Raw genomic sequence first — 26758 nt, forward strand, 5'->3', positions numbered from 1 at the left:
CATCCATTCGTTCATCAGTATATCCAATGTTTTTCTTCATATGACAGTTATAAATAAGCCGTCAGAAGGCAAAATTAAATGATGTAGCAGCAAGTCATAAAGAAGGTGTGGGATAGGAGCGAGGAGAGTGAAGTAGTGAATGCCCGATAACATCAGAAAAGCAGTAGGTTTAATTCTCCTTGTTTCGTTATTAAGTGTAGGTTTATGCAAACCGCTAAAAGAATATTTACTGATTCCAACGCAAATGAGAGTATTTGAAACCCAAACACATTCGATTGAAACGAGTTTATCGGTAAACGCTCAGACATCAGAATCCTCAGAAGCGTTTACAGTAAAGAAAGATCCGCATGAAATCAAGGTGACGGGCAAAAAATCAGGTGAGTCAGAATTGGTATATGATCTTGCCGGATTTCCAATTAAAAAAACAAAAGTGCATGTTCTTCCTGATTTAAAAGTTATACCTGGCGGACAATCAATCGGTGTAAAACTTCATTCCGTCGGTGTTCTTGTCGTCGGATTTCATCAAATCAATACAAGTGAAGGCAAAAAATCTCCGGGAGAAACGGCAGGAATTGAGGCGGGCGACATCATTATTGAGATGAATGGACAGAAAATTGAAAAAATGAATGATGTAGCCCCATTTATTCAAAAGGCTGGGAAAACTGGTGAATCTTTAGACTTACTGATCAAACGTGATAAACAGAAAATCAAAACGAAGCTGATCCCAGAAAAGGATGAAGGAGAAGGCAAATACAGAATCGGGTTATATATCAGAGATTCTGCTGCCGGCATAGGCACTATGACCTTTTATGAACCGAAAACAAAAAAATACGGAGCACTTGGCCACGTGATTTCCGATATGGACACAAAGAAACCAATTGTAGTGGAGAATGGAGAAATTGTTAAATCCACTGTAACATCAATTGAAAAAGGGACAGGCGGTAATCCGGGAGAAAAACTGGCGCGATTTTCCTCAGAACGCAAAACGATCGGGGATATTAACAGAAACAGCCCGTTTGGGATTTTCGGCACACTGCATCAGCCGATTCAAAACAACATATCAGATCAAGCATTGCCGGTTGCGTTTTCTACCGAAGTCAAAAAAGGGCCGGCTGAAATTTTAACGGTTATTGATGATGACAAAGTAGAAAAATTCGATATTGAAATCGTCAGCACAACGCCGCAAAAATTCCCTGCGACAAAAGGAATGGTGTTGAAAATTACCGATCCAAGGCTGTTGAAAGAAACAGGAGGCATCGTACAGGGGATGAGCGGAAGCCCGATTATTCAAAATGGAAAAGTGATCGGTGCTGTCACCCATGTATTTGTAAATGACCCGACAAGCGGCTACGGTGTTCATATTGAATGGATGCTGTCAGAAGCAGGAATCGATATTTATGGAAAAGAAAAAGCAAGCTGACTGCCGGAGTTTCCGGCAGTTTTTTTATTTTGATCCCTCTTCACTTCTCAGAATACATACGGTAAAATATACAAAAGAAGATTTTTCGACAAATTCACGTTTCCTTGTTTGTCAAATTTCATTTTTAGTCGAAAAACAGAGAAAAACATAGAATAACAAAGATATGCCACTAATATTGGTGATTATGATTTTTTTAGAGGGTATATAGCGGTTTTGTCGAATGTAAACATGTAGCAAGGGTGAATCCTGTTAACTACATTTGGGGAGGAAGAAACGTGGAGAAAATTAAAGTTTGTGTTGCTGATGATAATCGAGAGCTGGTAAGCCTGTTAAGTGAATATATAGAAGGACAGGAAGACATGGAAGTGATCGGCGTTGCTTATAACGGACAGGAATGCCTGTCGCTGTTTAAAGAAAAAGATCCCGATGTGCTCGTATTAGATATTATTATGCCGCATTTAGACGGACTTGCAGTTTTAGAGAGGCTGAGGGAATCAGATCTGAAAAAACAGCCGAATGTCATTATGCTGACAGCCTTTGGGCAGGAAGATGTCACGAAAAAGGCCGTCGATTTAGGCGCGTCCTACTTTATTCTCAAACCGTTTGATATGGAAAACCTTGTCGGTCATATCCGCCAGGTCAGCGGAAATGCCAGCAGTGTGACGCATCGTGCGCCATCATCTCAAAGCAGTATTATACGCAGCAGCCAGCCTGAACCAAAGAAGAAAAATCTCGACGCGAGCATCACAAGCATTATCCATGAAATCGGCGTCCCAGCCCATATTAAAGGCTATCTCTATCTGCGCGAAGCAATCTCAATGGTATACAATGACATCGAATTGCTCGGCAGCATTACAAAAGTCCTCTATCCGGACATCGCCAAAAAATTTAACACAACCGCAAGCCGTGTAGAAAGAGCGATCCGTCATGCAATTGAAGTGGCATGGAGCAGAGGAAACATTGATTCCATTTCCTCGTTGTTCGGTTATACTGTCAGCATGACAAAAGCTAAACCGACAAATTCGGAATTCATTGCAATGGTTGCGGATAAGCTGAGATTAGAACATAAGGCTTCTTAAACATGAGCTTATTAAGTGGTCATTAAATCAAACGTCTTTTATTTATTAGTTTGCGCTGATAAATAGGAGGCGTTTTGTTTTGGGGACATTTGTAGTATGGGAGAAGAATATTAAGTATCCGCATATAGTAAAGGATAGGTTTGAAAAGTAAGGAAAGCAAATGGCGGTATTACCTGCACTCTTGGTCCATTCATACATCTTATAGGATCACGAAGCATGATCGACCCTAGATGTTTCCGTTATAAAATGAAACCTTTCTCCTGCAAAATCGTAAGTAAGGCGTATTCATGTAAAAAGGAGACGTACGAATGAAAAAGAAAAAAGCAAGAAAGCGTGAGGGGTTTTTCCTGGATTTTCTTTTCGAAGTTGGTGGGGAGCTCTTTCTTTTGCTGTTTAGATGTGTACACAAACTATTTATATAAAGGGAAAAAGACTGCCGAATCGTTTCGGCAGTCTTTGCACATTAATCTTTATAAGGCACCCAGCCTGGCGTGTTCACAATTGCTTGCCATAGCGGTTCAGGCAAATGATATTTTTCTTTATCTGTGCCTTTAATCACTGTTTCGATTTGCTTTTCACGGCCTTCTTTTACTTTTACCGTCCAGTCAGGGTCAACTAGAATTTCGCGTCCCATAGCGACCAGCGGAATACCGTTTTCGATGACGGCAAGCGCGTCATCAGCGGAATGGATGGAACCGACGGCGATCAGCGGCACTTTGTTTCCGACACGTTCATTCAATAAGTCCATGCGTGTGCGAGTCGGATCTGCACCGCGGCGCGCTTTTGAGTTCACGTCCATCAGTGAGACATGAAGATAATCCAATTCTTTATCTCCTAAAGCATCAACAAGCGTATAAGTTTCAGTCATTGTCAATCCCGGTGTCTCAGGTTCTTCCGGAGACAGGCGGTATCCGACTAAGAACGCACCCTTCGCATGTTCTGAAGCGGCTTTTTTCACTTCATCGACAATAGCGAGCGGGAAGGCTAATCGTTTTTCATCGCTTCCTCCCCAGCGATCCGTGCGCTGGTTGGTTTTCGGAGAATAAAACTGCTGAATTAAGTAGCCGTTTGCACCGTGAATTTCGACACCGTCAAAGCCGGCTTCAATGGCGCGTCTTGTCGCTTCTCCAAACGCCTTCACAATGTTTTCCACTTCTTCTTCTTTTAATGCGCGAGCAATTTGTTTGCCTTTATCAAACACGTCACTTGGCCCCACAACATCCTGTTGAGGAACGAGCTCAGACGGGCACTCAATACCGCCGTGATGAATTTGTACAACAGCTTTAGCGCCTTGTGCCTGAATGGCTTGTGCTAACTTTTTTAAACCTGGAATGTTGGAATCGTCATGGATGGCCGGCTGCCCGGGGAATGCTTTTCCGTCCGGTGTAACATTTGCGCAGGCTGTAATCACCATTCCCATCTCTTTTGAACGGGGGATGATGTAGTCGAGCTCCGCTTCAGATATTGTACCGTCTTCATTAGAAGCGTAATGAGTCATCGGTGCTACTGCGATCCGGTTGTTGATTGTAACGCCGCTTTTAAACGTAAATGGTTCAAAAAGTGGCTTATACTTAGGATTCATTTGATCATCTTCTTTCGTTTAGATTCGCACATATTCTAGCCTATATGTAAAAATTAATGCAATTGATCTGCTTTACCGACTGAATATCTTGAGTGCAGAGTGATGTTTTCGCCGCTCTTTTTCGGGGCCTTTGTAGCCGCCGCTGATTTGGTGGCCGATGGAGCATGTGATGACAGTTGCCGCCAGCAGCAGAACGAATTTTTTCATGGCTTTAACTTCTTTCAATAAAGTAAATATCCTTTAAAAGGTTACGCTTGGCTGACCCACCCGTCAAACGATTTGCTCACCCTATTCTCAAATTTTTTAAAATGAATAAAAAGTTGCTTCTTTCCGCTAATTTTTTCTAATTGGCGCCTCAATTAGAGCCATCCTCATAGACAAATCTGCTCGTTATCTTTCTAACAACAGGAAATGATCGGGTCGTATAGCCCTTTTGAAAATCATGGAACTTGCTCGCCTGCATTCGCGTTGTCTTTACAAATTCGCCATTCTGGTCAAAGATAAAAGCCAAACATCAGGAAGAGGTGGTCATGTGAAACAAACGGTTCTTTTGCTGTTTACTGCGCTCTTTCTTTCGGGGTGCAGTGTTGCAAGTGCGGATGACTCAGTGCCAAGGTTTACCGAAGAGGGAAAATACATTGGCTCGGCTGATCCTCATACGATTGCGGTGTCTCTTAATGGAGAAGAAACCATGATACAAGTTCCGAAGGATAAACGTGATGAATGTGAATCACTGCCAGATCAGACACATGTCCTGGTGAAATATACAAAGAAGGATAATGGAACTTTACAGCTGGAAGATATTCAGCTGCGAAAGAACTCGTCATAAAAAGACCGGAGGGAGTAAGTTGAGAATGTTATGGAGGAGCTTGGCGCTGTGCGGATTGGCTTTGACGCTCGCGCCTTGTGCACAGGCAGCAGAGCCGATAGAAGGGAAAACAGTGTATATTGATGCCGGACACGGCGGTGAAGACAGTGGAGCGGTCGGAAACGGGCTCTTTGAAAAGGATATTAATTTGGCTGTCTCAGAGCATGTGACAGACAAACTAAAAGAGGAGGGAGCCAATCCTGTTGCATCCCGGTCTGACGATCATTTTCTGACCTTGGAGGAAAGAGTGGCTAAGGCAAGTGCCAATCAGGCTGACCTTTTTGTCAGCATTCATGTGAATTCAGGGGTTGCTTCAGCTTCAGGAACAGAAACGTATTTTCAATCTGATTATGAAGGGGAGAACAGCCGGCGTCTGGCATCCGATATTCAGTCACAGCTCGTTTCATCCTTACAAACGAGAGACAGGGGCGTGAAAGAATCAGACTTTTACGTCATTACATATTCACAAATGCCAAGTGTGTTAGCGGAGCTTGGGTTTATCACGAACAGCTCTGATGCGGACAAGCTGGGAAGTGAAGAATACCAGCAAAAGGCCGCAGATGCGATTGTCAACGGCATTGATTCTTATTATGATCAGTAGATTGATACAGCCTTAATCCTAGAGTGGAGCCGACAAAATAAGTATAATGGAGAAAACTTTAGGGTTTGAGGTGAAACGATGACAAAGATTTTTGCCCACCGGGGGGCATCAGGTCAATTTCCCGAAAATACAATGCTTGCATTTGAAAAAGGAATTGAAGCCGGAGCGGATGGGATAGAGCTTGATGTACAGCTGACGAAAGACGGACGCATTGTTGTAATTCATGATGAAAGACTTAATCGCACGACATCACTTAAAGGATTCGTGAAGGATACAGCCTATGATGAGGTGAAGACTGCGAATGCGGCCGCTGGTCACGATCAAGCGTACAGCGATATAAAAGTGCCGCTGCTAGAAGATGTGCTCTCGTGGGCGGTAAAAAAGGATTTTCTCATCAACATTGAATTAAAAAACAGCGTGATCCGCTATGAGGGAATGGAAGAAAAAGTGCTGGAGGCAGTGAAGCGATTCAATGTAGAGGAGAGAGTCATCCTATCCACCTTTAATCATGACAGCTTGGCGCTATGCGCCCGGCTTGCGCCGCATATCGAACGGGCAGTATTAACTTCAGATGTGCTTTACCAGGCAGATCGATATATCGCGTCTATTCCGGCTTCCGGCTATCACCCGAAGTTAAACAGCCCAAGGGTCACAGATGAAGTGCTAAAGAAAATGAGGAACAGTTCGATTAAGGTAAGGCCGTATACAGTCAATCGTCCGGAAGATATGAAGCGTCTCATTGAAGCGGGAGCAGACGGCATGTTTACCGACTTTCCAGAAAAGGCTTCGGCATTGCTGAAAAATGAATAGTTGTTAGAAGGAGGCTGTTTGACGCAGCCTTCTTTTTTCATTCATTCATGCCCGTTTCAAAGCATACATTCATAGAAGACAACTAGAAATTGTAAGCGCTGTCTATCTGAATGAGGTGAAACCATGAGGAAAACAGTCATTGTAAGTGCTGCAAGAACTCCATTTGGCAAATTCGGCGGAGTTTTGAAAGAGGTGAAAGCTGCTGAGCTTGGGGGCATTGTGATGAAGGAGGCGCTGCAACGGGCTGGAGTCTCTGGAGATGATGTAGAAGGAAACGTCATGGGCATGGTTGTCCAGGCCGGCTCAGGGCAGATACCTTCCCGTCAAGCTGCCCGTCTGGCGGGAATGCCTTGGAGTGTGCCGTCAGAAACACTGAATAAAGTCTGTGCTTCCGGCCTTCGCGCTGTCACTTTATGTGATCAAATGATTCGGGCGCAGGATGCGAACATACTTGTTGCGGGGGGAATGGAAAGCATGAGCAATATTCCGTATGCCGTTCCCGCCGGGCGCTGGGGAGCACGGATGGGGGACGGCGAGCTTAGGGACTTAATGGTGTATGACGGATTAACGTGCGCATTTGACGAGGTGCACATGGCTGTTCACGGAAATACAGCTGCCATGGAATATGCAATCTCACGAAGAGAGCAGGACGAATGGGCGTTGAGAAGTCATGCAAGGGCAGCTAAGGCTGCCGATGAAGGGAAGTTTCAGGATGAAATTGTTCCCGTCAACTGGATCGGTCGAAAAGGAAAACCAAACGTTGTTGATAAAGATGAAGCGATTCGCCGTGACACAAGTCTGGATCAGCTCGCGAAACTTTCTCCTATTTATGCAAGTGACGGTTCTATCACAGCCGGCAATGCTCCTGGAGTCAATGACGGAGCCGGCGCGTTCGTGCTGATGTCTGAGGAAAAAGCTGCTGAGCTTGGCAAACGGCCTCTGGCTACAATTCTTGGTTTTTCAACTACGGGAATGCCAGCGCACGAGCTGGCGGCAGCACCGGGATTTGCCATTAACAAGCTTCTGAAAAAGAACGGTTTAACTGTCCAAGATATTGACTTGTTTGAAGTAAATGAAGCTTTTGCTTCAGTTGTTTTGACATGTGAAAAAATCGTAGGTTTCGATCTTGAAAAAGTAAATGTAAATGGCGGTGCGATCGCGCTCGGCCACCCGATCGGCGCGAGCGGTGCGAGAATTCTCATGACGCTTGTTTATGAATTAAAGCGACGGGGAGGGGGTCTGGGCGTTGCCGCTATTTGTAGCGGGGCAGCACAGGGAGACGCCGTCTTAGTGCAGGTTCATTAAAACATGATGAAAAAGGGGATTTGAATGGAAATCAAACAAATCATGGTAGCTGGCGCAGGTCAGATGGGAAGCGGAATTGCTCAAACAGCTGCCGACGCGGGCTTTTATGTGCGGATGTATGATGTGAATCCAGAGGCCGCGGAGGCAGGATTGAAACGGCTGAAGAAACAGCTGGCCCGTGATGCTGAGAAAGGAAAAAGGACCGAGACGGAAGTGAAGAGCGTAATCAGTCGCATTTCGATTTCTCAAACGCTTGAGGAGGCAGAGCATGCGGACATTGTGATTGAGGCTATCGCAGAAAACATGGCGGCAAAAACTGAGATGTTTAAAACACTTGATCGCATGTGCCCGTCTCATACGATTTTGGCCAGCAATACATCTTCCTTGCCTATTACAGAAATCGCTGCTGTAACAAACCGGCCTCAACGGGTTATTGGCATGCATTTTATGAATCCCGTACCTGTAATGAAGCTGGTTGAAGTGATTCGCGGCTTGGCTACATCAGAAGAAACGGCCTTAGATGTTATGGCATTAGCGGAAAAGATGGGGAAAACAGCGGTAGAAGTCAATGATTTTCCTGGGTTTGTTTCCAACCGTGTGCTTCTTCCAATGATTAATGAAGCCATTTATTGCGTGTATGAGGGAGTGGCGAAGCCGGAGGCAATAGACGAAGTGATGAAGCTGGGCATGAATCATCCGATGGGTCCGCTTGCATTAGCGGATTTTATCGGACTGGATACGTGTTTATCAATTATGGAAGTCCTTCACTCAGGCCTTGGCGATTCCAAATACCGTCCTTGCCCGCTGCTCCGCAAGTATGTCAAAGCAGGCTGGCTTGGCAAAAAGAGCGGACGCGGTTTTTATGACTATGAGGAGAGGACTTCCTAAAGTCTATTCCATCCGGGGGTGGCCGAGTTGCATGTAACCCAAGAGCAAGTCATGATGCGAAAAATGGTGCGAGATTTTGCACGAAAAGAAATTGCTCCCGCTGCGGATATCATGGAGAAAACGGACGAATTTCCATTTCAGCTGATCAAAAAAATGGGTGAACACGGACTGATGGGAATACCGGTGCCGGAACAATACGGCGGTGCTGGAGCGGACGTTGTTTCTTATATTTTGGCAATTCATGAGATTTCTAGAATCAGCGCGGCTGTCGGCGTGATTCTCTCCGTTCATACCTCAGTCGGCACGAATCCGATTCTGTATTTCGGCAACGAAGAACAGAAGATGAAATATATACCAAAGCTCGCGTCAGGAGACCATTTGGGCGCATTTGCACTAACGGAGCCTCACTCGGGGTCGGATGCCGGGAGCCTCCGCACAACAGCAATCAAAAAGAACGGCAAATATCTATTAAACGGATCGAAAATATTCATAACGAATGGCGGAGCAGCTGATATCTATATCACATTTGCTTTAACAGCTCCAGATCAAGGCAGGCACGGGATTTCGGCTTTTATTGTTGAAAAAAACACACCCGGTTTTACCGTTGGAAAAAAAGAAAGAAAGCTGGGGCTTTATGGCTCCAATACTACGGAACTGATTTTTGATAATGCAGAAGTGCCTGAAGCCAATTTGCTTGGCAAAGAGGGGGATGGCTTTCACATTGCCATGGCGAATTTAAATGTCGGCCGGATCGGCATTGCGGCACAGGCCCTCGGAATTGCAGAGGCGGCTCTTGAGCATGCCGTTGATTATGCGAAGCAGCGAGTGCAATTTGGAAGGCCGATCGCAGCCAATCAAGGCATATCATTTAAGCTGGCTGACATGGCGACTAGGGCAGAGGCGGCAAGACATCTTGTCTACCACGCCGCAGACCTTCATAACCGCGGCCTAAATTGTGGAAAAGAAGCGTCTATGGCTAAACAATTTGCTTCCGATGCAGCCGTAAAGGCGGCGTTAGACGCCGTTCAAATTTATGGGGGATATGGCTATATGAAGGATTATCCAGTTGAGCGCCTGCTTCGCGATGCAAAGGTGACGCAAATTTATGAAGGGACGAACGAGATTCAAAGACTGATTATTTCTAAGTATTTGCTTGGCGGAACCTGATGGACAAAAAACGCATAAACGGAGGTTGAGGATATGGAGGAGAAACAGCAATATTCTCCAGGGTTGGACGGTGTGATTGCGGCAGAAACTCATATTTCTTATCTTGACACGCAGTCCAGCCAGATTTTGATAAGAGGCTATGATTTAATAGAACTTTCTGAAACAAAAAGCTATCTGGAGCTTGTCCATTTATTGCTGGAGGGCAGGCTGCCAGAAGAAAGTGAAATGGAGACGCTGGAACGTAAAATAAACAGTGCCGCAAGCCTGCCTGCTGATCATCTCCGTCTGCTTGAGCTGCTCCCTGAGGACACTCATCCAATGGATAGTCTGCGTACCGGCCTGTCGGCACTTGCTGGCTATGATCGGCAAATTGATGATCGGTCTCCCTCCGCAAACAAAGAACGCGCCTATCAGCTTCTTGGGAAAATGCCTGCCCTCACTGCTGCCAGCTACAGGATCATTAATAAGAAAGAACCGATTCTTCCGCTTCATACCTTATCCTACAGTGCGAATTTTCTATACATGATGACAGGGAAATTGCCGTCTTCATTGGAAGAACAGATTTTTGACCGGTCGCTCGTCCTGTACAGTGAGCATGAGATGCCGAATTCAACCTTTGCGGCCAGGGTCATTGCATCTACACATTCAGATCTTTATGGGGCTTTGACTGGGGCTGTCGCTTCCCTGAAAGGGAATCTTCACGGAGGAGCAAACGAAGCTGTGATGTATTTGCTTTTGGAGGCAAAAACGACATCTGATTTTGAGCAGCTTCTGCAAACAAAACTGAAAAGAAAAGAAAAAATCATGGGCTTCGGCCACCGGGTGTATATGAAAAAAATGGACCCAAGAGCACTCATGATGAAAGAGGCGCTGCAGCAATTATGCGATAAAGCCGGTGACCATCGTTTATATGAGATGTGTGAAGCGGGTGAGCGGCTGATGGAGAAGGAAAAAGGGCTTTACCCGAATTTGGATTACTATGCTGCCCCGGTGTATTGGATGCTCGGCATACCGATTCCTTTATATACGCCGGTCTTTTTCAGCGCGAGAACGTCCGGTTTATGCGCCCATGTGATCGAACAGCATGCCAATAATCGGCTCTTCCGTCCCCGTGTCAGTTACATGGGCCCGCGATATCAAACAAAATCATGAAAGGAGCTGGTAGAATGCCGAAAACGGATCGTGTAATCGTAGAAATCACAGACTATGTGCTTGAAAAAGAGATTACTAGTGCCGAAGCGTATACAACAGCGGGGCATGTATTGCTGGATACCCTGGGCTGCGGGATCTTGGCGCTACGATATCCGGAATGCACAAAGCTGCTTGGCCCGATTGTTCCAGGAACGACTGTGCCGAATGGAAGCAAAGTGCCGGGAACGTCATATGTTCTCGATCCTGTGAGGGCAGCGTTTAATATCGGCTGCATGATTCGCTGGCTCGATTACAACGATACGTGGCTGGCGGCGGAGTGGGGGCATCCATCCGATAACTTGGGAGGAATCCTTGCCGCTGCTGATTATGTATCAAGAGTGAGGCTGTCTGAAGGAAAAGAGCCGTTAACAGTACGCGACGTACTTGAGATGATGATCAAAGCACACGAGATTCAAGGTGTGCTGGCGTTAGAAAACAGCTTAAATCGAGTTGGCCTTGACCATGTGCTGTTTGTCAAAGTTGCGACAACCGCTGTTGCGGCAAAGCTTTTGGGCGGCGGAAGAGAAGAAATCAAAAATGCGCTTTCGAATGCATGGATTGACAATGCAGCATTGAGGACATACCGCCATTCACCGAATACAGGCTCGCGTAAATCATGGGCGGCAGGAGATGCAACGAGCAGAGGTGTTCATTTGGCCCTGATGTCGTTAAAAGGGGAAATGGGTTATCCGACAGCCCTGAGTGCACCGGGTTGGGGGTTCCAAGACGTTTTATTCAATAAGAAAGAGATCAAGCTTGCCCGTCCGCTTGACGCTTATGTCATGGAAAATGTGTTATTTAAAGTGTCTTATCCTGCGGAATTTCACGCCCAGACAGCGGCGGAGTGCGCCGTCATTCTTCACCCGCAGGTAAAGAACCGGATTGACGAGATTGACCGAGTTGTCATCAGAACGCATGAATCCGCTATCCGAATCATTGATAAAAAAGGCCCGCTCCACAATCCGGCAGACCGTGATCACTGTCTCCAATACATTACAGCAATCGGTTTGCTTTTTGGTGATATCACCGCACAGCATTATGAAGCTGAAACAGCGAGTGATCCGAGGATAGATAAACTTCGTGATAAAATGGAAGTGACTGAAAATAAAACATATACCGAGGATTATTTAAAACCTGATAAACGTTCCATCTCAAATGCCGTTCAGGTTCATTTTAAAGACGGAACGAGCACGGAAATGGTGGAATGTGAGTTTCCCCTCGGCCATCGTTTTCGAAGAGAGGAAGCAGTGCCGAAACTGCTGGAAAAGTTTTCTGACAATCTCAAAACCCATTTTCCTGATAAACAGCACAAACACATTTATGAGCGCTGTACCAGCTATGAGACATTACAAACGATGCGCGTAAATGAATTCGTAGACATGTTCTGCATGTAAAAGGGGGATTTGTTTCATGTCGTGGATCGTCAATAAGCAATCGTCACAAGAGGAGCTTGCCGGGCGTTTCCGCAAGCTGATGTCAGCACCGGACATTCTTCAAATTCCCGGCGCCCATGACGGGATGGCCGCTTTGCTTGCGAAAGAAGCCGGTTTTTCTGCTATTTATTTGTCCGGTGCTGCCTATACAGCCAGCAGGGGGCTGCCTGATTTAGGGATCATCACATCGGCAGAGATAGCTGAACGGGCCAAAGATCTTGTGCGTGCAGCTGATCTGCCTTTGCTTGTGGATATCGATACGGGATTTGGCGGTGTCTTAAATGCCGCCCGAACAGCCCGGGAGATGCTTGAAGCCAGGGTAGCAGCCGTTCAAATAGAAGACCAGCAGCTCCCAAAAAAATGCGGACATTTAAATGGCAAACAGCTAGTTCCGATAAAGGAAATGGCGCAAAAAATAAAAGCCATTAAACAAGCGGCACCCTCCCTTATTGTTGTTGCCCGTACTGATGCCAGGGCGCAGGAAGGGCTTGCTGCCGCAATAAAACGTTCAGAGGCTTACATTGAGGCGGGAGCGGACGCAATTTTCCCGGAAGCGCTACAGGCGGAGAATGAATTCCGCCAGTTTGCTGAGCGTATCCCCGTTCCGCTCCTTGCGAATATGACTGAATTTGGGAAAACGCCATATTATCGTGCCGATGAATTCGAAGATATGGGGTTTCACATGGTGATATATCCTGTCACCTCGCTTCGAGCGGCGGCAAAAGCTTGTGAGCGGATGTTTGGTTTGATGAAGGAGCACGGCTCACAAAAAGAAGGACTTCATGATATGCAGACACGAAAAGAACTGTACGATACGATTTCTTATTATGACTATGAAGCGTTAGATAAAACGATTGCCAAGACCGTTTTGCCTGACGAATAATGCAACAAAAAAAGCCGGAGCATTCTCCGGCTTTTTTTCAGCTATCGTTTTCTGAATCGCGGGCTGACTTGATTGCGTTTTCTGTCTCTGTATAAAATGAACCCGGCCAGCACATAGAGGCCGATCGCAAAAAAGATGAATCCTGACAACCCTTGGAGCCAAAGAGCTGAAAATGGCTTGATTGTATGACCGAAAAGTGTATCTCTCATCAGTTTAATGCCTAAAGCAGAAATAGCCCCGGGGATGACTAATATTAAAAGCGCAAGAAGTCGGCTCATCTTCAGAAAACCCCTTTATCTTTTCATTTCCTTTATTGTCCAGCGGAAAAAATATTTTGTCAAGAGAAGAAAACGTGGTAACATAGGGTTGTGCAAATTATTGCAACGGAATAAATAGGTATGCAAATTTTTTCATACAAAGGGGTATCGGGATGCAAAAGGTACTGATAGTAGGTGCCGGCAAAAGGGGAACGGCGTTATTACATATTCTGATTAAAACAGCCATCATAGATATCATTGCCGTAGTTGACAAAGACCCCGAGGCGCCGGGATTGAAAGAAGCAGAACAGTATGGGATTGCCGTTTCATCTGATTGGAAACCTTACATACAACAAAAACCGGATATCGTCATTCATACTACCGGCGATCAAGCCGTGTTTGACGAGCTCCTTCAAAGAAAGCATGAAGATACCATTGTCATGCCGGGAAAAATGGCATACATCGTTTTTCAGCTGATGGAAGAAAAGCAGCACCTGATTCAAATGCTAAAAGAGCAAACCTATAAATATGACAGAATTTTTAATTCCACCCATGATGGAATGATTTTTATTGATATCAATGAAGAAATCATTCTCTTTAACCATATGGCCGAAAAAATGGTCGGGAAAAAACGTGAGGAAGTCATTGGGCGCCCAATAAAAGAAGTGATTCCGAGCACTAAGATGCCGCGGATTTTAAAAACAAGAGTGCCTGAATACAACCAGAAGCAGCTGTTAGGCGATCATTTGCAAATTGTGACCACAAGGCTGCCGATTATTGATGAAGGCGGACGTCTGCTCGGGGCTCTTTGTGTGTTTAAAGATATCACTGATGCGGTCGAGCTGGCAGAGGAAGTGACCAACTTAAAGCAGGTCCGTACGATGCTGGAGGCAATTATTCAATCCTCCGATGAGGCGATTTCTGTCGTTGATGAAAACGGCATCGGCCTGCTAATCAATAAAGCGTATACGAAAATGACGGGGCTTTCTGAAAAAGAAGTCATCGGCAAGCCTGCAAACACTGATATTTCCGAAGGCGAAAGCATGCATTTAAAGGTGCTTGAAACAAGACGTCCTGTCCGCGGTGTCAGAATGAAGGTCGGCCCGAATGAAAAAGAGGTCATCGTTAATGTAGCACCGGTGATTGTGGACGGGATTTTGAAAGGCAGCGTCGGCGTGATTCACGATGTTTCCGAAATTAAAATGCTGACAGCGGAGCTTAATCGCGCCAGACAAATTATTCGCACGCTTGAAGCGAAATACACGTTTGACGACATTATCGGCAAAAGCGAGCAAATGCTGGTTGCGCTTGAGCAGGCGAAGCTCGGTGCGAAAACACCGGCAACCATCTTGCTGCGCGGGGAATCAGGAACAGGAAAAGAACTGTTCGCCCATGCCATCCATAACGAAAGTGACCGGAAATACAATAAATTTATTCGCGTGAATTGTGCAGCCCTTTCTGAAAACCTGCTCGAATCAGAATTGTTCGGCTATGAGGATGGCGCGTTTTCAGGAGCGAAGCGCGGCGGTAAAAAGGGTTTATTTGAGGAAGCAAATAACGGCAGTATTTTCTTAGATGAAATCGGTGAGCTGACACAAAATATGCAGGCCAAATTGCTACGCGTCCTTCAAGAAAAGGAAATCGTCAGAGTGGGCGGCACGAAAGCGATCCCTGTCAATGTCAGAGTGATCGCGGCGACAAATGTAAATATTGAAAAGGCGATGGCGGACGGAACATTCCGGGAAGACCTGTATTACCGGATCAACCGCTATCCGATCTCCATCCCGCCTTTGCGGCAGCGGTTGGAGGACATTGAAGCATTGAGCGTCAGACTTATCCAAAAGATCAACCGGGATTACGGCAGGAATGTAAAAGGGCTCTCACAGCAAGCCTTGCGCGCCTTATCTGCCTACCATTGGCCTGGGAATGTCCGGGAGCTTGAAAATGTCCTTGGACGAGCCATGATTTTTCTGAATCCGCATATGGAATGGATTGAAAAAGATCACTTGCCTGTATTCGAACTTGAGCAAAAAGAAAATGACACAGACCAGGGAACAGGTTTTGATTTTCCGGATATTGAAGGCGAAAAGCTGTCTGTCGCAGTAGAAAAATTTGAAGCACATTTGATCCAGCAAACGCTTGAAAAGCATCATTTTAACCGGACAAAAACAGCAAAAGCTCTCGGTGTCAGCATTCGGAACTTATATTACAAAATGGATAAATATGGCCTTGCAAATGAAGGCATGCAATAATTTGCAGAATAAACGCAAACATCTGCACGAATGTTTCAATATACCTGGTATGACAGCACCCTTAAGAGCTGGCATGGAACTTGCATAATAAAAGGCGGAGTCGAAACAAGAAAGGTGGTAACAGATGAAGCTGAAAGATTTAATCGGCAAAGCGTCGATACACAAAAATAAGACCATTGCGGTTGCTCATGCTGAGGATGAGGAAGTGATCCGGGCTGTAAAGCTGGCAGCCGAGCACCTATCCGCCCGTTTCTTGTTAACGGGCGACAGCACAAAACTGAACGAGCTGACATCATCCATGCAAGGGCATCAAGTGGAAATCGTCCATGCCGATACTCCTGAGGAATCGGCGAATTTAGCGGTTCGTGCTGTGCATCATAAAACAGCGGACGTTTTAATGAAAGGCAATGTGCCGACTTCTGTTTTGCTTAAAGCGGTATTGAACAGACAGGAGGGGCTTCGGTCAGCAAGTGTCCTTTCTCACGTGGCTGTCTTCGATATACCGGATTTTGACCGGCTGATGTTTGTGACAGATTCGGCAATGAATATTGCTCCTTCGCTGGAAGAGCTCCGGCAGATTTTGCAAAATGCCGTTCATGTGGCCCATGCAGTGGGGAACAATATGCCAAAAGCAGCTGCCCTTGCAGCGGTCGAAACGGTGAACCCTAAAATGGAAGCAACCGTGAATGCAGCTGCTCTAGCTCAAATGTACAAAAGGGGCCAGATCAAAGGCTGCATTGTTGATGGACCGCTTGCTTTGGATAACGCAGTTTCACAAATTGCCGCGGCTCAGAAAAAAATTTCGGGAGACGTAGCGGGCAACGCAGATATCCTTCTCGTCCCAACAATTGAGGCCGGCAATATTTTATATAAATCACTGATTTATTTTGCCAAGGCCAGCGTGGCGGCTGTCATTACAGGAGCAAAAGCACCGATTGCCTTAACAAGCAGAGCGGACTCTGCTGAAAATAAACTGTATTCCATTGCGCTGGCAATATGCGCATCTGAAGAATACACACATTAGGAGGAACGAACATGGAACTTTTTAAATATATGGAGAAATACGATTACGAACAATTGGTATTCTGCCAGGATGAACAATCTGGATTAAAAGCGATTATCGCCATTCATGATACAACGCTTGGTCCGGCGCTTGGCGGAACGAGAATGTGGACATATGAAAATGAAGAAGCGGCAATTGAAGATGCGCTCAGATTGGCTAGAGGCATGACCTATAAGAACGCGGCGGCAGGCTTAAACCTTGGCGGCGGAAAAACAGTCATTATCGGCGATCCGCGCAAAGACAAAAATGAAGAAATGTTCCGCGCGTTTGGCCGCTATATTCAAGGGCTGAACGGCAGATACATCACGGCTGAAGATGTGGGCACAACGGTCGAGGATATGGATATCATTCATGATGAAACAGACTACGTTACAGGGATTTCTCCTGCTTTCGGTTCTTCTGGAAATCCGTCCCCAGTCACAGCGTACGGGGTGTACAGAGGAATGAAGGCAGCAGCTAAAGCTGCTTTCGGAACCGACTCTCTTGAAGGAAAAACCATTGCTGTACAGGGTGTTGGGAACGTAGCCTATAACCTTTGCCGCCACCTGCATGAAGAAGGAGCAAACTTAATCGTTACGGATATCAACAAACAATCTGTACAGCGTGCAGTTGAAGATTTTGGCGCCCGTGCTGTAGATCCTGATGATATTTATTCACAAGACTGCGATATTTATGCGCCGTGTGCTCTTGGTGCGACTATTAACGACGACACCATTAAACAGCTGAAGGCGAAAGTGATTGCAGGTGCGGCTAACAACCAATTAAAAGAGACACGCCATGGTGATCAAATTCACGAAATGGGCATCGTTTATGCACCGGATTACGTGATTAACGCGGGCGGTGTTATCAACGTGGCAGATGAGCTTTACGGCTATAATGCAGAACGTGCATTGAAAAAAGTTGAAGGCATTTACGGCAATATCGAGCGTGTACTTGAGATTTCTCAGCGTGACGGCATTCCTGCATATTTAGCGGCTGACCGCTTAGCAGAGGAACGGATTGAACGCATGCGCCGCTCAAGAAGCCAGTTTTTGCAAAACGGCCACAGTGTATTAAGCAGACGTTAAGAAATTGATCTGGAGGTTATGAAAGTGCTACATGACGAAAAACGCATTCTCACAATTAATCCAGGCTCAACTTCAACGAAAATCGGTGTTTTTCATAACGAAAGAAGCATTTTTGAAAAAACATTGAGACACAACATAGAAGAGCTGCAGCGATTTGACCGAATTATTGATCAGTATGAATTTCGTAAAAACCATATTCTCGAAACGCTTCATGAACAGGGAATCAATATCTCAAAGTTTGATGCAGTCTGCGCAAGAGGCGGCCTTCTCCGGCCAATTGAAGGCGGGACCTACGTAGTGAATGATGACATGATTGAGGATTTGAAAAGCGGCTACGCCGGTCAGCATGCTTCTAATCTCGGCGGCATTATCGCGCGGGAAATCGCTGACGGCCTGAATATCCCTTCGTATATCGTCGACCCTGTTGTCGTAGACGAAATGTCAGTGCTTGCGAAAGTTTCAGGCATGCCTGAAATTGAACGGAAAAGCATTTTCCATGCGTTAAACCAAAAAGCTGTCGCTCGTAAAGCGGCAGCCTCTCTTGGCAAACGATATGAGAACATGAAAATGATTATTACCCATATGGGCGGAGGTATTACAATTGGCGTCCATGACCGCGGGCGAGTGGTGGATGTCAATAACGGCCTGCACGGCGAGGGACCATTCAGTCCTGAACGAGCAGGAACAGTGCCTGCGGGAGATCTTGTTGATCTATGTTTTTCAGGGGAATATACAAAAGAAGAAATCATGAAAAAGCTTGTTGGCACCGGCGGACTTTTAGGCTATCTCGGTACAAATGATGCAGTAAAAGTGGAACAGATGATTCAAGGGGGCGATGAAAAAGCCCACTTCATTTATGATGCCATGGCATATCAGGTAGCAAAGGAAATCGGGGCAGCCAGCGCAGCGTTAAAAGGAGAAGTTGAAGCGATTGTGCTGACGGGAGGCCTTGCGTACGGCAAAAGCTTTGTTTCTGCTATCAGATCATACATAGATTGGATTTCAGACGTTTTAGTCTATCCGGGTGAAAATGAACTGCAGTCTCTTGCCCAAGGGGCGCTCAGAGTATTGCAGGGCGAAGAGCAATCCAAACAATATCGTATTGAATAGACAGACAGGAGTGAGTCACCATGGCAACTGAGTATGACGTAGTCATTCTGGGCGGCGGTACCGGCGGTTATGTTGCGGCCATCAGAGCCGCTCAGCTCGGCTTAAAAACAGCCGTTGTGGAAAAGGAAAAACTCGGAGGAACATGTCTGCATAAAGGCTGTATCCCGAGTAAAGCGCTGCTTAGAAGCGCAGAGGTATACCGGACAGCTCGTGAAGCCGATCAATTCGGGGTGGAAACGGCTGGCGTGTCCCTCAACTTTGAAAAAGTGCAGCAGCGTAAGCAAGCCGTTGTTGATAAGCTTGCAGCGGGTGTAAATCATTTAATGAAAAAAGGAAAAATTGACGTGTACACCGGATATGGACGTATCCTTGGACCGTCAATCTTCTCTCCGCTGCCGGGAACAATTTCTGTTGAGCGGGGAAATGGCGAAGAAAATGACATGCTAATCCCGAAACAAGTGATCATTGCAACAGGATCAAGACCGAGAATGCTTCCGGGTCTTGAAGCGGACGGTAAGTCTGTACTGACTTCAGATGAGGCGCTCCAAATGGAGGAGCTGCCACAATCAATCATTATTGTCGGCGGAGGAGTTATCGGTATCGAATGGGCGTCTATGCTTCATGATTTTGGTGTGAAGGTAACGGTTATTGAATACGCGGATCGCATATTGCCGACTGAAGATCTAGAGATTTCAAAAGAAATGGAAAGTCTTCTTAAGAAAAAAGGCATCCAGTTCATAACAGGGGCAAAAGTGCTGCCTGACACAATGACAAAAACATCAGACGATATCAGCATACAAGCGGAAAAAGACGGAGAAACCGTTACCTACTCTGCTGAGAAAATGCTTGTTTCCATCGGCAGACAGGCAAATATCGAAGGCATTGGCCTAGAGAACACCGATATTGTTACTGAAAATGGCATGATTTCAGTCAATGAAAGCTGCCAAACGAAGGAATCTCATATTTATGCAATTGGAGACGTAATCGGTGGCCTGCAGTTAGCTCACGTTGCTTCACATGAGGGAATTATTGCTGTTGAGCATTTTGCAGGTCTCAATCCGCATCCGCTTGATCCGACGCTTGTGCCGAAGTGCATTTACTCAAGCCCTGAAGCTGCCAGTGTCGGCTTAACAGAAGACGAAGCAAAGGCGAACGGGCATAATGTCAAAATCGGCAAGTTCCCATTTATGGCGATTGGAAAAGCGCTTGTATACGGTGAAAGCGACGGTTTTGTCAAAATCGTGGCGGACCGAGATACAGATGATATTCTCGGCGTTCATATGATCGGCCCGCATGTCACCGACATGATTTCTGAAGCGGGTCTTGCCAAAGTGCTGGACGCAACGCCGTGGGAGGTCGGGCAAACGATTCACCCGCATCCAACGCTTTCTGAAGCAATTGGAGAAGCAGCGCTTGCCGCAGATGGCAAAGCCATTCATTTTTAAAAGCATAAAGGAGGGGCTTGAATGAGTATAAACCGACATCAAGCACTAGGGCTGACTGATCAGGAAGCCGTTGATATGTATAGAACCATGCTGTTAGCAAGAAAAATCGATGAAAGAATGTGGCTGTTAAACCGTTCTGGCAAAATTCCATTTGTAATCTCTTGTCAAGGACAGGAAGCAGCACAGGTAGGAGCGGCTTTCGCACTTGACCGTGAAATGGATTATGTATTGCCGTACTACAGAGACATGGGTGTCGTGCTCGCGTTTGGCATGACAGCAAAGGACTTAATGATGTCCGGGTTTGCAAAAGCAGCAGATCCGAACTCAGGAGGCCGCCAGATGCCAGGACATTTCGGACAAAAGAAAAACCGCATTGTGACGGGATCATCTCCGGTTACAACGCAAGTGCCGCACGCAGTCGGTATTGCGCTTGCGGGACGTATGGAGAAAAAGGATATCGCAGCCTTTGTTACATTCGGGGAAGGGTCTTCAAACCAAGGCGATTTCCATGAAGGGGCAAACTTTGCCGCTGTCCATAAGCTGCCGGTTATTTTTATGTGTGAAAACAACAAATACGCAATCTCAGTGCCTTACGATAAGCAAGTCGCATGTGAGAACATTTCCGACCGTGCCATAGGCTATGGGATGCCTGGCGTAACTGTGAATGGAAATGATCCGCTGGAAGTTTATCAAGCGGTTAAAGAAGCACGCGAAAGGGCACGCAGAGGAGAAGGCCCGACATTAATTGAAACGATTTCTTACCGCCTTACACCACATTCCAGTGATGACGATGACAGCAGCTACAGAGGCCGTGAAGAAGTAGAGGAAGCGAAAAAAAGTGATCCCCTGCTTACTTATCAAGCTTACTTAAAGGAAACAGGCCTGTTGTCCGATGAGATAGAACAAACCATGCTGGATGAAATTATGGCAATCGTAAATGAAGCGACGGATGAAGCGGAGAACGCCCCATATGCAGCTCCTGAGTCAGCGCTTGATTATGTGTATGCGAAGTAGGGAGGAAGAACAAATGTCAGTAATGTCATATATTGATGCAATCAATTTGGCGATGAAAGAAGAAATGGAACGAGATTCTCGCGTTTTCGTCCTTGGGGAAGATGTAGGAAGAAAAGGCGGTGTGTTTAAAGCGACAGCGGGACTCTATGAACAATTTGGGGAAGAGCGCGTTATGGATACGCCGCTTGCTGAATCTGCGATCGCAGGAGTCGGTATCGGAGCGGCAATGTACGGAATGAGACCGATTGCTGAAATGCAGTTTGCTGATTTCATTATGCCGGCGGTCAACCAAATTATTTCTGAGGCGGCTAAAATCCGCTACCGCAGCAACAATGACTGGAGCTGTCCGATTGTCGTCAGAGCGCCATACGGCGGAGGCGTGCACGGAGCCTTGTATCATTCTCAATCAGTCGAAGCAATTTTCGCCAACCAGCCCGGACTGAAAATTGTCATGCCATCAACACCATATGACGCCAAGGGTCTATTAAAAGCCGCAGTTCGTGACGAAGACCCGGTGCTGTTTTTTGAGCACAAGCGGGCGTACCGTCTGATAAAGGGAGAGGTTCCGGCTGATGATTATGTCCTGCCAATCGGCAAGGCTGACGTAAAACGGGAAGGCGACGACATCACAGTGATCACATACGGTCTGTGTGTCCACTTTGCCTTACAAGCTGCAGAACGTCTCGAAAAAGATGGCATTTCAGCGCATGTGGTGGATTTAAGAACAGTTTACCCGCTTGATAAAGAAGCGATTATCGAAGCTGCGTCCAAAACTGGAAAGGTTCTTTTGGTCACAGAAGATACAAAAGAAGGCAGCATCATGAGCGAAGTAGCCGCAATTATATCCGAGCATTGTCTGTTCGACTTAGACGCGCCGATCAAACGGCTTGCAGGTCCTGATATTCCGGCTATGCCTTATGCGCCGACAATGGAAAAATACTTTATGGTCAACCCTGATAAAGTGGAAGCGGCGATGAGAGAATTAGCGGAGTTTTAAAGACGTAAGGGAGGATACAATCATGGCAATTGAACAAATGACGATGCCGCAGCTTGGAGAAAGCGTAACAGAGGGGACGATCAGCAAATGGCTTGTCGCCCCCGGTGATAAAGTGAACAAATACGATCCGATCGCGGAAGTCATGACAGATAAGGTAAATGCAGAGGTTCCGTCTTCTTTTACTGGTACGATAACAGAGCTTGTGGGAGAAGAAGGCCAAACCCTGCAAGTCGGAGAAGTGATTTGCAAAATTGAAACAGAAGGCGCGAATCCGGCTGAACAAAAACAAGAACAGCCAGCTGCTTCAAAAGCCGCTGAGACTCCTGCTGCAAAAAGTACCGAAGCAGCTGATCAGCCCAATAAAAAGCGCTACTCGCCAGCTGTACTCCGTTTGGCCGGAGAGCACAGCATTGATCTTGAACAAGTAACAGGAACAGGTGCAGGCGGGCGCATCACACGAAAAGATATTCAGCGCTTAATTGAAACAGGCGGCGTGCAAGAACAGAATCCTGAGGAGCTGAAAACAGCAGCTCCTGCACCGAAGTCTGCATCAAAACCTGAGCCAAAAGAAGAGACGTCATATCCTGCGTCTGCAGCCGGTGATAAAGAAATCCCTGTCACAGGTGTAAGAAAAGCAATTGCTTCCAATATGAAGCGAAGCAAAACAGAAATTCCGCATGCTTGGACGATGATGGAAGTCGACGTCACAAATATGGTTGCATATCGCAACAGTATAAAAGATTCTTTTAAGAAGACAGAAGGCTTTAATTTAACGTTCTTCGCCTTTTTTGTAAAAGCGGTCGCTCAGGCGTTAAAAGAATTCCCGCAAATGAATAGCATGTGGGCGGGGGACAAAATTATTCAGAAAAAGGATATCAATATTTCAATTGCAGTTGCCACAGAGGATTCTTTATTTGTTCCGGTGATTAAAAACGCTGATGAAAAAACAATTAAAGGCATTGCGAAAGACATTACCGGCCTAGCTAAAAAAGTAAGAGACGGAAAACTCACTGCAGATGACATGCAGGGAGGCACGTTTACCGTCAACAACACAGGTTCGTTCGGGTCTGTTCAGTCGATGGGCATTATCAACTACCCTCAGGCTGCGATTCTTCAAGTAGAATCCATCGTCAAACGCCCGGTTGTCATGGACAATGGCATGATTGCTGTCAGAGACATGGTTAATCTGTGTCTGTCCTTAGATCACAGAGTGCTTGACGGTCTCGTGTGCGGACGATTCCTCGGACGAGTGAAACAAATTTTAGAATCGATTGACGAGAAGACATCTGTTTACTAAATAAGAAAAAAGAGCATTTTTTGAAGTTTTGTTTCAAAAAATGCTCTTTTTCTATTATTCAGCGATTCGTATTTTCATTTCGACACGATATTCTTCTTGTTTTTTCGGGGAGTAATGAATCGGTATGATTAACTCGTATACATCACTGACAACTGTTAATTGGCGGTCTGCGATATACTTGATAAGCTTCTGTAAGTTGAGAAAATAATGTTCAGGCGAAAAATTATACGCGATACACGCATACCTCCCTTTAGGGATCGTTGTGATTTCCATATCCGGCGTAATTGATGAAATCTGTTTATTCGTCAATACAGGCGTGAAAATATGACGGTAAGTCATTTCATCAATGCTGGTGTAGGGCTGAAAAGAGAAAGTAGCGCCGTAGCTATTGTTCGTAAATCCATCTGCTGACTCGATAAATTTTTTTAATTTGCTGTAGGAGGCGTTGAGCACGTTTTCAGGCCCGATTCCTTCTGCCTCTGTCTGAATAATCCGTATTTCTTCTTCATCTAAAACAAACACCTCACCGAGCGCGGGATATTCCATCTGCCGTTTCATCCGCTTTTTCACCAATGAAATGGTTTGCTCCAGTGCTGATAAAAAGTCTAATTTCTCCCTGATTTGCCTCTCCTGCTCGGTATAAAAAGCAAACAGTTCTCCCATCTCTAAGTCCTGTGCTTTTTTCATTTCTTCCAAAGGTGTGCCGATATATTTCAATGATTTGATCAAATCCAGATGAATGAGCTGAGCATCTGTATAATAGCGGTAGCTGGTATCCGGGTCGACGTAGGCTGGTTTAAATAAATCAATATCACGTGCTGGCTTTAAGATGTGCAGGCGCTTTCCAAGCAATGGTCAGTGCAATCCCTATGGCTAAGGTGACCGTTGCAAAGTAGAAGGGATAGTTTACATCAATATCGAACAGCATTCCGCCGATAATAGGCCCGAATACATTGCCGATACTTGTAAACATTGAATTCATACCGCCGGCAAACCCCTGTTCATTTCCCGCAATCTTTGACAGGTAAGTCGTTACCGCAGGCCGCATGAGATCAAATCCGACAAATACGGTGACTGTCACCAGCAGAATCGCAACATATGAATGTACCGTTGTCAGCAAGAATACCAGACTCGTAGAGAGAATTAAGCTGTACCGAATTAAATGGATTTCACCAAACCATCTTGTGAAGCGGTCGAATAAGACGACTTGCGTAATGGCGCCAACAATCGCTCCTCCTGTAATCATAATGGCAATGTCGCTGGCCGTAAATCCGAATTTATGATCCACGAATAATGCAAATAAAGATTCAAATGATGCTAAACCAAAAGACGAAATTAAGATAATGAGAAAAGCTATGAAATACATGGGGGCAAAAATTCGTTTAAAGCCTGTCTTCTGCCCTTTTATTTCCTGATTTTCAGGGTTTCGTTCCGGCTCGCGCAGCGTGAGGATTGATAAAATGGCTGCTAACAGTGCAAAAGCTGCCGCAAAGAAAAAAGGCAGCCGGGAATGGACTTCTGCTAAAAATCCCCCGATGCCGGGGCCGATAATAAATCCTGTTGAAATAGCGGCTGACATATAACCGAGTGCTTTCGGCCGTGTTTTAATGGTCGTGATATCTGCGATAAAAGCCGTGACCCCGGGCATAATGAAGGCAGCGCTGATACCGCCCAGCATACGGGAGATAAATAACATCTCAACTGTTTTTCCAATGCCGAACAAAAACTCCGACACACTAAAGAACAACAGGCCGATTACGATCATGATCTTGCGCCCGAAGCGATCAACCCATCGTCCGGCTATTGGTGAGACAATGAGCTGTGTAATAGCGAAGCAGGCAACCATATAGCCGACCGCGGTCCCCGATAAATGCAATTCATTCATAATGGTCGGCGTTACTGGAATCACAAGCCCGATCCCCAAAAAAGCAATAAATAAATTGGTTAATAATATAGTTAAGGTAATATTTTTCTTCTCCATATGACTTCCCCTTTTTCAAGTGTGTATCCCTTATACTGTAAGACCTCCTCCTAGGGGAGAGTCAACGGATTTGCAAAATCTTTCTAAAGCCTTATGACAGTTATTCATTTGCGGGAACAAGCATGTCGATATGCTGCGGCAGGACCTGAATGACTGCGGGTGTATGTGTATAAACTTCTCCATCCATATCCGCCTTTTTGGCAGTGTCTGTTTCAATTTCGATACGGGAGGCCTGGACATAGGACAGCTCTCCGGTAAAACGATCAATTGAGCCCTGTTCCATGCTCATCAGCTCCCGCAACGCGGTGAGGTTGGTGTTGCGGCATATGAGAACATCAAGTAAGCCGTCTTCAATACTGGCATCGGGCAGAGGAATTCGATTCGTTCCAATGTATTGGCCATTCATCACAAGCAGCATAACGGCTTCTTCTTTAATTTCTTTTCCGTCAATTTTTAATGTCATCGGAAACGATGCAGCGGATGAGACGGTTCGCAACGCACTTGTAAAATAGCTGATTTTTCCCAATAATGCTTTTTCCGTTTCATTAATTTGATTCGACGTTTCTGCAATTAAGCCGATCCCCCAGAAATTTAAAAAATAACGGTCATTCATCTGACATACGTCTACGCTGGTTTTTTTTCCTGCCATAAGTGCTTCCGCGGCCTTTGCAAGATTTTGAGGGATGCCAAGCACTCTTGAAAAGTCATTGCACGTGCCGCCGGGCAAAATTCCGACCGCGGGTTTTCTTTCTAGAGCGCTGATAGCATTTATGCATTGATGGATCGTGCCGTCGCCGCCGAGAATGAAGACGGTGTCGACAGAATCATCAATGGATTGGCAAAAATGATACGCATCATCCTTTTTCTTTGTCTGCTTAATAATCACCTCATCTAAATCGTGAGATAAAACCGGCACCACAGCACCAAGTGCTTTTTCTATATTTTTGTTGCCGGCATTTCCGTTATGAATCAGTAACGCTTTCCTGTGGCTCATATACAACTGCTCCTTTATTTTACTTCTAGTTATATAATCCCCTTTTTCTGTAAG

General features: G+C 45.8%; 24 protein-coding genes and 1 pseudogene. 19 read left to right on the forward strand and 6 right to left on the reverse strand.

Annotated elements, in window-relative coordinates; translation table 11 throughout:
- Window positions 1-139 precede the first annotated feature (139 nt).
- Together spoIVB and spo0A are read left to right on the forward strand one after the other, a co-directional pair.
- Window positions 140-1420 carry a SpoIVB peptidase gene (spoIVB, locus tag MKY10_RS09625; RefSeq protein WP_015251736.1) on the forward strand — a complete coding sequence of 427 codons (1281 nt, stop codon included), beginning with the start codon at window positions 140-142 and terminating at the stop codon, window positions 1418-1420.
- A gap of 275 nt (window positions 1421-1695) precedes the next feature.
- Window positions 1696-2499, forward strand: a complete 804-nt coding sequence (gene spo0A / locus MKY10_RS09630) for a sporulation transcription factor Spo0A (protein ID WP_003226427.1) — start codon at window positions 1696-1698, stop codon at window positions 2497-2499.
- Between the two features lie 463 nt (window positions 2500-2962).
- Here spo0A and MKY10_RS09635 read toward each other — a convergent pair whose 3' ends face one another.
- Together MKY10_RS09635 and MKY10_RS09640 are read right to left on the reverse strand one after the other, a co-directional pair.
- Entirely contained in the window at window positions 2963-4081 is a 1119-nt protein-coding gene (locus MKY10_RS09635) for an NADH-dependent flavin oxidoreductase (protein WP_015251737.1), read from the reverse strand.
- A 72-nt stretch (window positions 4082-4153) separates the two neighbouring features.
- The gene (locus MKY10_RS09640; protein WP_122060483.1) at window positions 4154-4306 is read right to left on the reverse strand and encodes a hypothetical protein; all 153 of its coding nucleotides are present in this window, start codon (window positions 4304-4306) and stop codon (window positions 4154-4156) included.
- Between the two features lie 307 nt (window positions 4307-4613).
- Here MKY10_RS09640 and MKY10_RS09645 point away from each other — a divergent pair, with 307 nt between their 5' ends.
- The 9 genes from MKY10_RS09645 (at window position 4614) to prpB (ending at window position 13227) form a co-directional block, all read left to right on the forward strand.
- Complete coding sequence (locus tag MKY10_RS09645) at window positions 4614-4910, forward strand: hypothetical protein (protein WP_014480225.1); 297 nt, start codon at window positions 4614-4616, stop codon at window positions 4908-4910.
- Window positions 4911-4929: 19 nt separating this feature from the next.
- On the forward strand, window positions 4930-5550 hold the full coding sequence (locus MKY10_RS09650; protein ID WP_010886565.1) for an N-acetylmuramoyl-L-alanine amidase: 621 nt from the start codon (window positions 4930-4932) through the stop codon (window positions 5548-5550).
- 78 nt (window positions 5551-5628) lie between these two features.
- The gene (locus MKY10_RS09655) at window positions 5629-6360 is read left to right on the forward strand and encodes a glycerophosphodiester phosphodiesterase (RefSeq protein WP_046160572.1); all 732 of its coding nucleotides are present in this window, start codon (window positions 5629-5631) and stop codon (window positions 6358-6360) included.
- A 123-nt stretch (window positions 6361-6483) separates the two neighbouring features.
- On the forward strand, window positions 6484-7665 hold the full coding sequence (locus MKY10_RS09660) for an acetyl-CoA C-acetyltransferase (protein WP_021480001.1): 1182 nt from the start codon (window positions 6484-6486) through the stop codon (window positions 7663-7665).
- A 24-nt stretch (window positions 7666-7689) separates the two neighbouring features.
- The gene (locus MKY10_RS09665; RefSeq protein ID WP_021480000.1) at window positions 7690-8553 is read left to right on the forward strand and encodes a 3-hydroxybutyryl-CoA dehydrogenase; all 864 of its coding nucleotides are present in this window, start codon (window positions 7690-7692) and stop codon (window positions 8551-8553) included.
- Window positions 8554-8580: 27 nt separating this feature from the next.
- Window positions 8581-9720 (forward strand): acyl-CoA dehydrogenase, encoded by a 1140-nt coding sequence (locus MKY10_RS09670; protein WP_046160571.1) that lies wholly within the window; start codon window positions 8581-8583, stop codon window positions 9718-9720.
- A gap of 33 nt (window positions 9721-9753) precedes the next feature.
- Window positions 9754-10872, forward strand: coding sequence for a citrate synthase (gene mmgD / locus MKY10_RS09675; RefSeq protein WP_046160570.1), 1119 nt, complete (start codon window positions 9754-9756; stop codon window positions 10870-10872).
- A 14-nt stretch (window positions 10873-10886) separates the two neighbouring features.
- Window positions 10887-12305: a bifunctional 2-methylcitrate dehydratase/aconitate hydratase gene (locus tag MKY10_RS09680; protein WP_101502438.1), complete on the forward strand. Its 1419-nt coding sequence runs from the start codon at window positions 10887-10889 to the stop codon at window positions 12303-12305.
- A gap of 16 nt (window positions 12306-12321) precedes the next feature.
- The gene (gene prpB, locus MKY10_RS09685) at window positions 12322-13227 is read left to right on the forward strand and encodes a methylisocitrate lyase (protein ID WP_003230302.1); all 906 of its coding nucleotides are present in this window, start codon (window positions 12322-12324) and stop codon (window positions 13225-13227) included.
- 41 nt (window positions 13228-13268) lie between these two features.
- Here prpB and MKY10_RS09690 read toward each other — a convergent pair whose 3' ends face one another.
- Window positions 13269-13505, reverse strand: coding sequence for a DUF2627 domain-containing protein (locus MKY10_RS09690; protein WP_003230304.1), 237 nt, complete (start codon window positions 13503-13505; stop codon window positions 13269-13271).
- A 152-nt stretch (window positions 13506-13657) separates the two neighbouring features.
- Between MKY10_RS09690 and MKY10_RS09695 the strand changes: the two genes are divergently transcribed.
- From MKY10_RS09695 to bfmBB, 8 genes are all read left to right on the forward strand, one after another.
- Window positions 13658-15736, forward strand: coding sequence for a sigma-54-dependent Fis family transcriptional regulator (locus tag MKY10_RS09695; RefSeq protein WP_004398669.1), 2079 nt, complete (start codon window positions 13658-13660; stop codon window positions 15734-15736).
- A 124-nt stretch (window positions 15737-15860) separates the two neighbouring features.
- On the forward strand, window positions 15861-16760 hold the full coding sequence (gene yqiS, locus MKY10_RS09700) for a phosphate butyryltransferase (RefSeq protein ID WP_015251745.1): 900 nt from the start codon (window positions 15861-15863) through the stop codon (window positions 16758-16760).
- A gap of 11 nt (window positions 16761-16771) precedes the next feature.
- On the forward strand, window positions 16772-17866 hold the full coding sequence (gene bcd / locus MKY10_RS09705) for a branched-chain amino acid dehydrogenase (RefSeq protein ID WP_003230309.1): 1095 nt from the start codon (window positions 16772-16774) through the stop codon (window positions 17864-17866).
- Between the two features lie 18 nt (window positions 17867-17884).
- On the forward strand, window positions 17885-18976 hold the full coding sequence (gene buk / locus MKY10_RS09710; RefSeq protein WP_015251746.1) for a butyrate kinase: 1092 nt from the start codon (window positions 17885-17887) through the stop codon (window positions 18974-18976).
- 20 nt (window positions 18977-18996) lie between these two features.
- Window positions 18997-20421, forward strand: a complete 1425-nt coding sequence (gene lpdA, locus MKY10_RS09715; protein ID WP_015384052.1) for a dihydrolipoyl dehydrogenase — start codon at window positions 18997-18999, stop codon at window positions 20419-20421.
- 21 nt (window positions 20422-20442) lie between these two features.
- Window positions 20443-21435 carry a 3-methyl-2-oxobutanoate dehydrogenase subunit alpha gene (gene bfmBAA, locus MKY10_RS09720; RefSeq protein ID WP_015251748.1) on the forward strand — a complete coding sequence of 331 codons (993 nt, stop codon included), beginning with the start codon at window positions 20443-20445 and terminating at the stop codon, window positions 21433-21435.
- 13 nt (window positions 21436-21448) lie between these two features.
- Entirely contained in the window at window positions 21449-22432 is a 984-nt protein-coding gene (bfmBAB, locus tag MKY10_RS09725) for a 3-methyl-2-oxobutanoate dehydrogenase subunit beta (RefSeq protein WP_004398638.1), read from the forward strand.
- A gap of 22 nt (window positions 22433-22454) precedes the next feature.
- Window positions 22455-23729: a branched-chain alpha-keto dehydrogenase complex dihydrolipoyllysine-residue (2-methylpropanoyl)transferase gene (gene bfmBB / locus MKY10_RS09730; protein ID WP_015251749.1), complete on the forward strand. Its 1275-nt coding sequence runs from the start codon at window positions 22455-22457 to the stop codon at window positions 23727-23729.
- Window positions 23730-23783: 54 nt separating this feature from the next.
- On the opposite strand, the pseudogene bmrR reads toward bfmBB, so the two are convergent.
- From bmrR to MKY10_RS09745, 3 genes and pseudogenes are all read right to left on the reverse strand, one after another.
- Window positions 23784-24539 (reverse strand): annotated as a pseudogene (bmrR, locus tag MKY10_RS09735) (multidrug efflux transcriptional regulator BmrR); the annotation flags it as partial.
- A 1-nt stretch (window position 24540) separates the two neighbouring features.
- Entirely contained in the window at window positions 24541-25710 is a 1170-nt protein-coding gene (gene bmr / locus MKY10_RS09740) for a multidrug efflux MFS transporter Bmr (protein WP_003230328.1), read from the reverse strand.
- A gap of 100 nt (window positions 25711-25810) precedes the next feature.
- Window positions 25811-26704, reverse strand: a complete 894-nt coding sequence (locus MKY10_RS09745) for a diacylglycerol kinase family lipid kinase (RefSeq protein WP_048655112.1) — start codon at window positions 26702-26704, stop codon at window positions 25811-25813.
- Between the last annotated feature and the right edge of the window lie 54 nt (window positions 26705-26758).

Origin of the sequence: Bacillus sp. FSL P4-0290, assembly GCF_037975435.1 — a bacterium.
Classification (GTDB): Bacteria; Bacillota; Bacilli; order Bacillales; family Bacillaceae; genus Bacillus; species Bacillus subtilis.

Bases quoted from the DNA above. Each gene is read 5' to 3' on its own strand.
- prpB (WP_003230302.1), top strand. From the start codon at position 12,322: ATGTCGTGGATCGTCAATAAGCAATCGTCACAAGAGGAGCTTGCCGGG.
- bcd (WP_003230309.1), top strand. From the start codon at position 16,772: ATGGAACTTTTTAAATATATGGAGAAATACGATTACGAACAATTGGTA.
- bmr (WP_003230328.1), bottom strand. From the start codon at position 25,710: ATGGAGAAGAAAAATATTACCTTAACTATATTATTAACCAATTTATTT.
- yqiS (WP_015251745.1), top strand. From the start codon at position 15,861: ATGAAGCTGAAAGATTTAATCGGCAAAGCGTCGATACACAAAAATAAG.
- spoIVB (WP_015251736.1), top strand. From the start codon at position 140: ATGCCCGATAACATCAGAAAAGCAGTAGGTTTAATTCTCCTTGTTTCG.
- MKY10_RS09745 (WP_048655112.1), bottom strand. From the start codon at position 26,704: ATGAGCCACAGGAAAGCGTTACTGATTCATAACGGAAATGCCGGCAAC.
- MKY10_RS09655 (WP_046160572.1), top strand. From the start codon at position 5,629: ATGACAAAGATTTTTGCCCACCGGGGGGCATCAGGTCAATTTCCCGAA.
- MKY10_RS09660 (WP_021480001.1), top strand. From the start codon at position 6,484: ATGAGGAAAACAGTCATTGTAAGTGCTGCAAGAACTCCATTTGGCAAA.
- MKY10_RS09680 (WP_101502438.1), top strand. From the start codon at position 10,887: ATGCCGAAAACGGATCGTGTAATCGTAGAAATCACAGACTATGTGCTT.
- bfmBAA (WP_015251748.1), top strand. From the start codon at position 20,443: ATGAGTATAAACCGACATCAAGCACTAGGGCTGACTGATCAGGAAGCC.
- mmgD (WP_046160570.1), top strand. From the start codon at position 9,754: ATGGAGGAGAAACAGCAATATTCTCCAGGGTTGGACGGTGTGATTGCG.
- MKY10_RS09665 (WP_021480000.1), top strand. From the start codon at position 7,690: ATGGAAATCAAACAAATCATGGTAGCTGGCGCAGGTCAGATGGGAAGC.
- buk (WP_015251746.1), top strand. From the start codon at position 17,885: ATGAAAGTGCTACATGACGAAAAACGCATTCTCACAATTAATCCAGGC.
- MKY10_RS09695 (WP_004398669.1), top strand. From the start codon at position 13,658: ATGCAAAAGGTACTGATAGTAGGTGCCGGCAAAAGGGGAACGGCGTTA.
- lpdA (WP_015384052.1), top strand. From the start codon at position 18,997: ATGGCAACTGAGTATGACGTAGTCATTCTGGGCGGCGGTACCGGCGGT.
- bfmBB (WP_015251749.1), top strand. From the start codon at position 22,455: ATGGCAATTGAACAAATGACGATGCCGCAGCTTGGAGAAAGCGTAACA.
- MKY10_RS09690 (WP_003230304.1), bottom strand. From the start codon at position 13,505: ATGAGCCGACTTCTTGCGCTTTTAATATTAGTCATCCCCGGGGCTATT.
- MKY10_RS09635 (WP_015251737.1), bottom strand. From the start codon at position 4,081: ATGAATCCTAAGTATAAGCCACTTTTTGAACCATTTACGTTTAAAAGC.
- bfmBAB (WP_004398638.1), top strand. From the start codon at position 21,449: ATGTCAGTAATGTCATATATTGATGCAATCAATTTGGCGATGAAAGAA.